The sequence below is a fragment of the Acinetobacter sp. genome, from assembly GCF_049284435.1.
Classification (GTDB): Bacteria; Pseudomonadota; Gammaproteobacteria; order Pseudomonadales; family Moraxellaceae; genus Acinetobacter.
In genome coordinates this window covers 1-11002 of the sequence record NZ_JBAPXX010000024.1, presented here as the reverse complement: position 1 = coordinate 11002, position 11002 = coordinate 1, and the positions used below count along the sequence as shown (strand labels likewise).

The 11002-nt window shown below is 41.6% G+C and carries 8 protein-coding genes, 2 tRNA genes and 2 pseudogenes; 5 read left to right on the top strand and 7 right to left on the bottom strand.

All coding sequences use genetic code 11. The features are described from left to right. Positions 1-436: 436 nt before the first annotated feature. The 6 genes and pseudogenes from WAK81_RS01960 to pyrC form a co-directional block, all read right to left on the bottom strand. Positions 437-748, bottom strand: coding sequence for a hypothetical protein (locus tag WAK81_RS01960; protein ID WP_422195466.1), 312 nt, complete (start codon positions 746-748; stop codon positions 437-439). Continuing rightward, positions 738-2227: pseudogene (locus WAK81_RS01955) on the bottom strand (replication initiation factor domain-containing protein). Before WAK81_RS01955 ends, WAK81_RS01960 begins: the two are co-directional and overlap by 11 nt. A gap of 73 nt (positions 2228-2300) precedes the next feature. Next, positions 2301-2555, bottom strand: coding sequence for a hypothetical protein (locus tag WAK81_RS01950; RefSeq protein WP_422195465.1), 255 nt, complete (start codon positions 2553-2555; stop codon positions 2301-2303). A 359-nt stretch (positions 2556-2914) separates the two neighbouring features. Next, positions 2915-2990: transfer RNA gene (locus WAK81_RS01945), tRNA-Glu, on the bottom strand. A 20-nt stretch (positions 2991-3010) separates the two neighbouring features. After that, a complete protein-coding gene (gene rnt / locus WAK81_RS01940) occupies positions 3011-3670 on the bottom strand; it encodes a ribonuclease T (protein WP_034438210.1) in 660 nt (219 codons plus the stop codon). Beyond that, positions 3655-4689, bottom strand: a complete 1035-nt coding sequence (gene pyrC / locus WAK81_RS01935) for a dihydroorotase (protein WP_422195464.1) — start codon at positions 4687-4689, stop codon at positions 3655-3657. Before pyrC ends, rnt begins: the two co-directional genes overlap by 16 nt. A gap of 151 nt (positions 4690-4840) precedes the next feature. On the opposite strand from pyrC, the gene WAK81_RS01930 reads away from it, so the two are divergent. After that, positions 4841-6112, top strand: coding sequence for a GGDEF domain-containing protein (locus WAK81_RS01930; RefSeq protein WP_422195463.1), 1272 nt, complete (start codon positions 4841-4843; stop codon positions 6110-6112). A gap of 85 nt (positions 6113-6197) precedes the next feature. Here the strand turns inward: WAK81_RS01930 and argG are convergent, their stop codons facing one another. Next, complete coding sequence (argG, locus tag WAK81_RS01925) at positions 6198-7538, bottom strand: argininosuccinate synthase (protein WP_422195462.1); 1341 nt, start codon at positions 7536-7538, stop codon at positions 6198-6200. A 248-nt stretch (positions 7539-7786) separates the two neighbouring features. Here argG and WAK81_RS01920 point away from each other — a divergent pair, with 248 nt between their 5' ends. The 4 genes and pseudogenes from WAK81_RS01920 to WAK81_RS01905 form a co-directional block, all read left to right on the top strand. Further along, positions 7787-8140 carry a hypothetical protein gene (locus tag WAK81_RS01920; RefSeq protein ID WP_422195461.1) on the top strand — a complete coding sequence of 118 codons (354 nt, stop codon included), beginning with the start codon at positions 7787-7789 and terminating at the stop codon, positions 8138-8140. 140 nt (positions 8141-8280) lie between these two features. After that, positions 8281-10317 carry an FAD-dependent oxidoreductase gene (locus WAK81_RS01915; RefSeq protein WP_422195460.1) on the top strand — a complete coding sequence of 679 codons (2037 nt, stop codon included), beginning with the start codon at positions 8281-8283 and terminating at the stop codon, positions 10315-10317. 87 nt (positions 10318-10404) lie between these two features. Then, positions 10405-10494 (top strand) — tRNA-Ser (locus tag WAK81_RS01910). A gap of 100 nt (positions 10495-10594) precedes the next feature. Beyond that, positions 10595-11002 (top strand): annotated as a pseudogene (locus tag WAK81_RS01905) (hypothetical protein); the annotation flags it as partial.

Here is an 11002-nt window from a genome sequence, read left to right as displayed (position 1 = left end):
CCCAAGTTGTCACTTAAACCTGAGTCGCTTAGGGTAAATCTAATCTTTAAATCTTTGTGCAACAAAGCCCAACAAAGACCAATGCGAAAATCCCTATTGCCCACTGGAGGATGACATCCCGATCAGCAGTAGATAAATCAGGCAAAAAAGCAGCTTCTTGCCATTCAGTACATACGGGCAATTCGTTTTGTATAGTTACTAGCGTTTTGCACTCGTATGACATTTCTTAAATCCTTTAGCCATTGCACTTAGTTAAGTGAAAAGACAAGTATTGATAATGAAAATAACTGCCACAATTAGGACATTCAGTTTGACTGTCACCATTCATAAATATGTATTTCATAAATTAAATTCCTAGTCGTAAACACCAAGTAGAAAAAGGGCGATAAACATTAAGAAAGCGACAATGCAAGCCTGAAAAAGGTTCATAAATAGCCTAAGCAGACTTTGAAGTCTGGTTTGTTTGTGGTTTTTCAGGAACCAAATCCTTAATAATCGTAATAGTTGTTTTACCGTTAGATACTTGTTGAATAGTTGCCTCAGCAACAAGAGGGAAACTTAAGCCTTTAATTTTTTCCAAATTGGCAGACGTACCCCATTTCATTTGTTCACCAACTTCACCTACGAAGTTATCGCCTTCTTGAAGATCAGCTTTATAGAAAATAGTTGTACTGTCATAGGGAACACCGTTGTATTCACCTTTTGAAGATTTGCCACCAAGGACAACCATTGTTGTTTTAAATAGCATGGATAAATTCCTTATATTGAGATTGGTTCAAAAGCGGCACACCAACGAATAATGGAAATTCATCGTCAGTAGCAGCTTGAATTGGTTGATTAAGACGTAATGCAGCCATGACAGCAGCATGTGAGAAGTTAAGACGTTTAGGAACAACGTCCTTATCTGATGAGATGAGATTCAATAAATCTTCATCATTAATAAATTTACGGAACTGGCGAATATATTTACCGAATTGAGTTTTAAGAACTTCTAATGCTTTATCTACATTGATGTTGGCTTGTTTTTTAATAAGGTCGCATTTTTCCGGAGCGACAAAATCATTTAAACGGTTTGCTAAAGCCTCAAGAGCAGGATAAGCACCTTTAAAGTAAGTACTAGGGCTAAGAAGTACATCAAGAGGTAAATAACGATCAGTTGACTTTAATTCAAGTTCAGCACGTGTCCACAGGCTTAAAGAATCACCTTCTTTTTTGCCACGCTCATAGAAACGTAAAAATTTAGAGCTTGAACGGTTACCAATGGTTAAAGTACGTCCTTTACCGTTAATACGCTTCCAATCACCGAGATGGTTTACTTCTGAATTACGACCACCACACCAAAATAAATCTTGATTATCCCATTGATCGGCTAGATCGACAGAGACGAACTCACTTTCAAAGTCATCAAAAGCAATATCGACACGGTTTAATTTTGGACTTCTAGCTTGATACTTTAGAAATTTATAAAGTTGTTCATTCCAGCCTTTACGAGCAAGGGCACAGCCAGTACCGTTTATTTGAACAGTAATACGCTTGTTATTATGGCCATAAAGAACAATGCCTAAACAATCTTGAAGATCGTAGCCATATTTGTTGAAGTGCATACCTTTTTCACGTTTTTGAGCTACACCAAAACCGAAGATTTCAAACAAAAGTTGATCAAGCCAAGTTTCAATAGCATCACCAATAGACAATTGAACTTGTTCAGGTTGAAGATGAACGTATTTTTCACCAAAGGTACTTTGACAAAAGCTGAATGTGACCCAGTCAAGACCAACAATACTATTTGCAATTGGAACAGTACGGAGGGCAGGTACTACGCCTTGAGGAGTAGAAATTAATTTGTAATTATCTAAATGACGTGGAAAAGCCCATGACTCAGATTGTGTTTGTGTATCCGCTACCCCTATATTACCCCTATATTATAAAAAGGGGTGCTTTCTGCCGTGTTTTGCGCACTATTGGCTATTTTTTGTACAAAGATTTCTTGGATAGAAGTGTTACTTGTTTGCTTTGGTTGAACGATAGAATTTTCAAAAGCAGCAATTTTATTTTTAACAATGCCATCGAGCATGTTTTTTAATGTCTGACCATCAGCAAGTGAAATATCACCAAAAGCAGAATGTGCATGAATTTCGTCAAAGATAGATTTTTGTTTATCGAAGATTTCAGATAAAGATAAATTTGAGTTATCAAATTCTTGAATTTGAGCGACTAAGTTATTCATTACATAATCCTCAAAAGAACAATTGCACAAACGACAGAAATAATTGAAAAACTACCCCAAACTAGAATTTCTCTCATTGATCATCCCCAAAAGCATCTAATAATTCTTGATTTGCTTCTTTAGTTATTTCTGCATAGGCATCAATGACAGAAGCGTCATAAGACCAATCATGAGCAACAGTACCTAGATGGATAAGGCATTTTTCAGCAGAGATTGCAGGGGTCAAAGATTCAAGACAATTTTGAGCATGATCTGAAACGATCTTTGCCACTTGTTCAAAAGCAGCCTGAATAAATTCAGGTTTTGTTTTAAATGTCAGATCAGTCATCAAAAAGTCCATTGTTATTGTTTCATTGCGTAAAACCTGACAAAAGTGTCAGGGACTAGACAAAAAAAACTTGATATATTTGTCAGGAAATCTACCTGACAAATACGTCAAATGCAATGGTGAGAAAATGCTCAATGAACTAATAGAAACGTGTAAAGGACGTTTTGGAAGCTATGAAAAGCATTAGTGATAGGCTAGAGATAGACCCGACGGTAATATCACATTGGAAGAGCGGAAAAAGAAAACCCAACACAATTCAAGTCATGCAAATGGCTGAATTTGTTGGGTTTGATCAGTACCAAACACTTTGCTTAGTGATGGAAGAAATCGACATCAAGAACGCAGAGCTTTGGAGAAAATGGCGACCCTACGGGGATTCGAACCCCGGTTACCGCCGTGAAAGGGCGATGTCCTAGGCCTCTAGACGATAGGGACGTTTAGAAGATGGCGGTATCTTATTGATCCGCCACCAGAGTGTCAAGCAGGTGAGGTGCGAGTTTGTTTAAAATATAGCAAAACAGTTCAGCGGTCTTCTGCGTATCATATAATGCAGAGTGTGCTTCTTTGCCATCAAACTCGATTCCAGCCTGGATACAGGATTTTGCCAGTACGGTCTGACCAAACATCACCGCACTCAAAGTTACTGTATCGAAGACAGAAAAACTATGAAACGGGTTCTGGTTTTTGGTTCCGGTACGGGCAATCGCTGCCTGAAGAAAACCTAAATCGAAGTGCGCATTGTGTCCGACTAAAACTGCATGCGTACAGTTTTGCTGGCGACGCACTTCATTTACAGATTTAAAAATACGCTTAAGCGCAGTTTTTTCATCTTCGGCCATTGCGATTCGCATCGGATTAGAGGGATCGATTCCAATAAATTCCAGCGAACGCCGGTCGAGGTTTGCCCCTTCGAAAGGATTGATATGTGCATGGTAGGCTTGACCTGGCACAAATTGACCATCTTCATTATAAACAATCGGAATGGCCGCAATTTCCAGCAATGCATCGGTCTGCGCATTAAAACCTGCAGTCTCGACATCGACAACTACAGGTAAAAATCCACGAAAACGTTGACCAATGATTGGGAGCGTTTCATTTGTCACACTTTTCTCCATTGAATGGTTTTACCCGCATAGAGTGGGATAATCTGTTCACCATCCAGATAGTCTAAACTTTCAGGGATTACTTGATCTTCTTTAACCAGGGTAATGGTATTGGTATTACGTGGCAGGCCATAGAAGTCTGCGCCAAAGTGGCTGGCAAAACCTTCCAGGCGTTCAATTTTACCCACCTGATCAAATGCCTGAGCATACAGCTCAATGGCAGTCGGCGCACTATAACATCCTGCACAGCCACACGCATTTTCTTTTGCATTTTTTGAATGTGGCGCGCTGTCTGTTCCCAAGAAAAATTTAGGATTACCGCTGGTTGCGACTTCCAGCAAAGTTTGCTGATGCGTTTGACGCTTTAAAATCGGCAAGCAGTAGAAATGTGGCTTGATCCCACCGACCAGCATGTCATTACGGTTGAACAATAAATGTTGCGGGGTAATGGTTGCAGCGACATTACGGTCTTGCTCGAGCACAAAGTTTGCGGCTTCGCTGGTGGTAATGTGTTCGAGTACCAGTTTCAGCTTGGGAAACTGTCTGAGTAACGGTGCAAGCACTTCATCCAGGAAACGCTTTTCACGGTCAAAAATATCGACATGATTATGCGTCACTTCACCATGTAGCAACAAAGGCACTTGGTGTTCTTCAAGCTGTTCAATTACGCTGTAGACCTTGCTCATGTCGCTTACACCACTGTCGGAGTTGGTGGTCGCACCCGCAGGATAGAGCTTGATGGCATTGACATGCGCAGATTCTTTGATCTTTTTAACTTCGCTTGCCGGGGTGTTGTCAGTGAAATACAGCACCATACGTGGGTCGAAATTTACCCCTTCAGGCACATGTGCCATGATGCGTTCACGGTAGGCATTGGCCTCTTCGACGGTTTTTACGGGTGGCACCAGATTTGGCATGCAAATGGCGCGAGAAAACTGCTTGGCTAAATCGGGAACGGTACGTTGAAGTGCTAAACCATCACGCAGGTGAACGTGCCAATCATCTGGCTGGAGAATCGTAATCGTATTCAAGGCAAATTCAGTCGAACAAATAAAACAAATGATAATCCATCTATAGTAAAAATGGTAACGAGAAAGCGCTACAAAATAAGGGATATGTATAAATTAATTTAAAAAGTATGTTATTTTAAAATTAATAAAAAAATTACATAAATACTTGGCAATGGAATACAAGTACAATCTAGCGAAATTGCAAGATGATAAAGAAGACATAGAACAACTGATTACACGGCAAAGTCAGCGTGTAGGCCCGGTCTTCCCTCAAAATCTGGAACAAGAATTCTGGACCAAAAATCTGGAACGCGCCCGCAAACATGTCGAAAAATATATTTGGGGTGGGGTGTTGGCCTATTTCCTTTTTTTAGTGGTAATGATTCCTACAGATTACTGGAGCATCAGCAAAGAATATTTCGTGCATGATTTTGTCCTGTGTATGCTGGGCCTGCTCAATGGCGGCGTGTCATTAATCATCTTTTATATGTTTTCCTGTTTACCTAAGATCAAGCGCTTTTTTCCGCAGGCTTCGATGCTGTTAGTTTTTTGGGTGCAGGTGTCAATTTCATGCATTAACATGTCGATTAAAACTGATGCCTTGCAGCATCAGTCCATGGCCATAGTCACGATCGTGTATATCCTGGGTTATATTCTGACCGGTATTAAACCGATTCAGATGCTGGTCACTGGATTACTCGCTGCGGTAACTACTATTCTTCTATTGTTTAGCTTTTCAGTTGAATTTAATCCTATGGTTTTTGGCCGGATTTTAATTGGGAGTTGCTTGCTGGGTTATGTGATTAGCCATATGGTTTTTGCCCGTGAGCGTGTGATTTTTCTCTATAGCATTCGCGCCAGAATCAGTGAGCAGATCCAGCGTATTCATACCAACGAGTTATTACATTTGAGTCAGTATGATGAGCTGACCAAGATTTCCAATCGACGGACTTTTGATGAGACGCTGCAAGTCCATTTCGAACGTGCACGCCGTGAAGAAACGGCATTGGCGATTCTGTTTATCGATGTAGATTTCTTTAAAAACTACAATGATTTCTATGGGCATCAGAAAGGTGATGATGTCATTTCGACCATTGCCAAAACCATCAAGAATGCCATCCGTCATATGGACTTTGTCGCGCGTTATGGTGGGGAAGAGTTTGTTGTGCTCTTGCCAGAAACGGATGCACATGGTGCTTATGCGGTGGCTTCAAATATTTTTAAGGCGATTGACCGTTTGGAAATTCCGCATGAAAAATCCTCGGTTGCGAAACATATCACCATCAGTTTAGGCATTACTGTCTATCGTGGTGAAGATGATATTGATAAAGATGCCTTATTGGGCATCGCGGATCAGGCGCTATATCGTGCCAAACAGCTTGGACGTAATCAGATTTATTATCAGTCCATTCGTTCAGTTAATTCAGATATCGCAAATGGCTAGATATTTTTAAAATGAATAAAACAAGCATCAATAAAAAAACCGCTCATCAGGAGCGGTTTTTTTTATGCAACTAAAAGACTAAAACTTAGTTTTTGTCTTTTAGTTGTGGCACTGCGGATGCTGAACCGACTGCAAGTAAACCAGTCTCTGTATAGATGCCCAGTTTCGCGCGAGTATCCGTGATATCCAGGTTACGCATGGTCAACTGACCGATACGATCCATCGGCGAGAACATAGAATCACCTTTCTCCATAGTCAAACGCTCAGCTTCATAAGTGAGGTTTGGAGATTCAGTGTTCATGATGGTGTAATCATTACCACGACGAAGTTCGATCGTTACAGTACCGGTAACCGCTTTAGCAACCCAGCGCTGTGCAGTTTCACGCAGCATAAGCGCTTGAGAGTCGAACCAACGACCTTGGTAAAGCAGACGACCTAAACGTAAACCGTTAATGCGGTATTGTTCAATCGTATCTTCGTTATGAATACCTGTTACCAGACGCTCATAAGCGATGTGAAGCAACGCCATACCCGGAGCTTCATAAATACCGCGAGATTTCGCTTCGATGATACGGTTTTCGATTTGATCCGACATACCTAGACCGTGACGGCCACCGATGCGGTTCGCTTCAAGAATAAATTCAACTGGATCTTCAATGCGCTGACCGTTAATCGCAACTGGGAAGCCTTCTTCAAAAGTAATCGATACTTCTTCAGCTTTTACTTCTACGTCATCTTTCCAGAACGTAACGCCCATGATTGGCTCAACGATTTTGATGCCTGCATTCAGGTATTCAAGATCTTTGGCTTCGTGTGTCGCACCCAGCATGTTTGAGTCAGTTGAATAGGCTTTTTCTTTTGACATTTTATAGTCGAAACCATTGTCGATTAGGAACTGTGACATTTCTGCACGGCCACCCAGCTCGTCAATGAAAGTTTGATCTAACCAAGGCTTGTAGATTTTAAGCGCAGGATTGGTCAACAAGCCATAACGGTAGAAACGTTCAATGTCGTTGCCTTTATAAGTCGAACCGTCACCCCAGATGTTAACATCATCTTCTTTCATGGCAGTTACAAGCATGGTGCCTGTTACTGCACGACCTAATGGCGTCGTGTTGAAATAAGGCATACCACCTGTAGAAATATGGAACGCGCCACATTGAATTGCAGCAATACCTTCTAATGCAAGCTGTAAACGGCAGTCGATTAAACGTGCTTTTACTGCGCCATAAGCTTCAGCTTTTTTTGGAATCGCATCGTAATCGTCTTCGTCTGGCTGACCCAAGTTTGCTGTGTAAGCATAAGGTTCAGCGCCTTTTTGTTTCATCCACAAAAGAGCAGCAGAAGTATCTAGACCACCAGAGAAGGCAATACCAACTTTTTTACCTACTGGGACATTCTGCAAGATAGTTGCATTATCAGACATTGTTCATCCTAATGATATGAAATAGGCACGCCAGAATTGGTGGCCTGAAAAAATACATATTGCATCAATTGTATCATTAATTTATTTAGGTTTGCTTTAGAAAAGAAAAACTCGTTTTAAAATCTCTATTCAATAGGCTTAAATAATCATAAATCGCACGATTTTCACCAGAATCCTGCTGAAAACAGAGAAAAATGGTTATATTCAGCCGAATAAAGTTAAAAACTAGATAAAACAGGAATAAAAGCATGGCGACTCGCATCCCACCATTACCTAACTTAAATCCAAAAACCAAGAATGAAACACTGGCATTGTTGCATGGGATTTATGCTGGCCTGATTGGTTTTAGTACAGTGCTATTTTTATATCTGGAATATCAGCAATCCAGTATTTCCATGCTGAGTTTAGGTGCGGTACTGCTGCTTTTAGGCTTGCTGATGTTTTTTAATATCCAGGCCAGTATCAAGGTGAAGCAGGGCAGTGGTTCAGGACGGACTTTATCCAGAATAATGGCCATTCTGATGTTGCTGAGTTTTCCAATTGGTACAGTATTGGGCGTGATTGCATTATGGAAATCCAGCGCACGACAATGGCAGAACTAATTTGTCATGTATAGAGCGAGCTGGTTTCGAAGATTGATGTTTGTGCCTGAAAATGCTGAACTCCGGGTCATAAAAAGCTTCTGAAAATCAGTTAAAGTAAGGGAATGACTTGCTCAGCCAAATATAATCAGGGATTTGTTATGACCACGACGCGCTATGCCAACATTTTAAAGCCACTGCATTTGGGTTTTACCACTATTAAAAACCGGGTGGTGATGGGGTCGATGCATACTGGTCTGGAAGACCGTTTTTATAATTATCCTAAACTGGCTGCGTATTTTGGCGAACGTGCAAAGGGTGGCGTAGGTCTGCTGATTACGGGTGGAATATCGCCAAACCGTCAAGGCTGGTTGTTGCCGGCAGGCGGCACCATGAATACCTTGGGGGACATTGCGCCGCATCGTCTGGTGACGCATGCAGTGCATAAGCATGGCGCCAAAATTCTTTTGCAGATTTTGCATGCTGGACGTTATGGCTATCAGCCTTTTGTGGTTTCGGCCAGTCCGATCAAATCACCGATTTCTCCTTTTAAACCCCGTGAAATGTCAGATAAACAGATCCTGAATACAATTCAAGATTATGTGAAAACTGCCAGCATTGCTAAAAAAGCTGGCTATGATGGCGTGGAAATCATGGGTTCGGAAGGCTATTTGCTGAATCAGTTTTTAAGCCGTCATGTCAATCAGCGTAACGACCGTTGGGGTGGCCCCATCGAAAACCGGATGCGTTTTGCCGTAGAAATTGTTAAAGCCATTCGTGAAGAAATTGGCGAAAAATTTATTATCTGTTTCCGTTTGTCGCTTCTCGATTTGGTACATGATGGCAATACCATGCAGGAAGTCATTACTGTAGCTAAAGCTCTAGAAAAGGCCGGAATTACCTTATTGAATACCGGTATTGGCTGGCATGAAGCACGTATTCCCACCATTGTCACTTCTGTACCGCGTGCTGCTTTTGTCGATTACACTGCTGAAGTTAAGAAACATGTTTCGGTGCCGGTGATTGCATCCAACCGGATCAATATGCCAGACACTGCCGAAGCAATTCTGGCTTCTGGTCAGGCAGATATGGTACAGATGGCACGTCCACTTTTAGCGGATGCTTTCTGGGTCAATAAAACCGCGACCAATCGTGTTGATGAAATCAATACCTGTATTGCCTGTAATCAGGCCTGTCTGGATCATACCTTTAAAAATCAACGAGCAACCTGTCTGGTCAATCCGCGTGCCGGTTATGAGACCGAACTGGTCTATGTCAAAACCAAGAAACCAAAAAGTATTGCAGTGATTGGTGGTGGAGTTGCAGGTCTGTCAGCGGCTACTGTCGCAGCCAGTCGCGGGCATGATGTCACTTTGTTTGAGGCCAGTCATGAAGTAGGCGGGCAGTTCAATCTGGCTAAAGTGATTCCGGGGAAAGAGGAATTTCACGAAACGATTCGTTATTTTAAAGTGCAGCTAGAAAAAACCGGAGTTGATCTGCGTCTCAATACCCGAGTCAATCGCGAGCAGTTGGAGCGTGAAGGTTTTGATGAGGTGATTGTGGCCACAGGTGTCGTGCCGCGTGCCTTGAATATCGAAGGCAGTCAGGCGCCACAAGTGTTGTCTTATGCAGAAGTCTTACGTGGCGCGCCTGTTGGTAATCGTGTTGCGGTCATTGGCGCAGGTGGTATTGGTTTTGATGTGTCGGAGTTTTTGTTAAAGCCACCGCATCAGGTACAGCCGCAACCTGTGGATGAGTGGAAACGTGAATGGGGTGTTGATTCTCATCCAGATTATGTTACTGAAGGTGGGTTACGGCGAGCTGAAGTAGAACCTCCAGTACGGGAAATTTATTTATTACAACGTAAAAAGACACCGCTTGGCGCAGGACTAGGCAAGACTTCAGGCTGGGTACATCGTGCCCAGTTAAAAAAACATGCCGTGCGGATGTTGCGCGGTGTGCAATATAAATCTGTCACAGATGAAGGCTTATGGATTGAGGTGGATGGCCATGCTCAATTATTGCGTGTAGATACCATTGTGGTGTGTGCAGGTCAGGAATCGGTGAAAGACCTGATGCCGATTGCCGGGGAAAATACTTTGGCGCAGTATCATATTATTGGGGGGGCAAAACTGGCTGCTGAGCTGGATGCCAAGCGTGCTATTCGTGAAGGAGCTGAATTGGCAGCCAAATTGTAGCGATTTGATGAAACTATATGCAGTTGATTGCATTCACTGTAATTTTCACTTGTCAGTCGTATAAAAGCTCCGTATTATTGCGCTCATGGAAGCGTGGCAGAGCGGTTTAATGCACCGGTCTTGAAAACCGACGAGGGTGTGAGTCCTCCGTGAGTTCGAATCTCACCGCTTCCGCCAGATGTCAATGACTTAGCCCCGATAATCGGGGCTTTGTTGTTTTTGGGGTTTATGCAACGTAAGCCTTTAGTAAGCAAAAAATATATAAATGGAGGGTAGAATGGCAATTAATGAATCACACATTCTTGCTGATTCTGATGTTTTAGGTAATTTTAACTTTATTACATATAATATTTTTCTTTTAGCTGATGATGCTAGCTTTATAACAAATATTAGAGATGATGCTGATATTTTTACTTTTAAAGAGTCAGTTGAATTATTTTCTGTAATGACCCATGAGTATCGGCATTACTATGATATGACTCATACTACTTATGGGATTAACTATCTTTTTGACTTAGCCGTAGCTCTAGGTCAAGGTATTGATGTTAAAAGCGGTGATGAGTTTAAATATTATAAAATTAAAGAATTTACTAATAATTTAAAAAAAATTAGGTATCCGAAATTTTATAATGTTTTGTTAAAACAAGATAATTCAAAAAAATGGGAGTTAAGGCCAACGATTGGA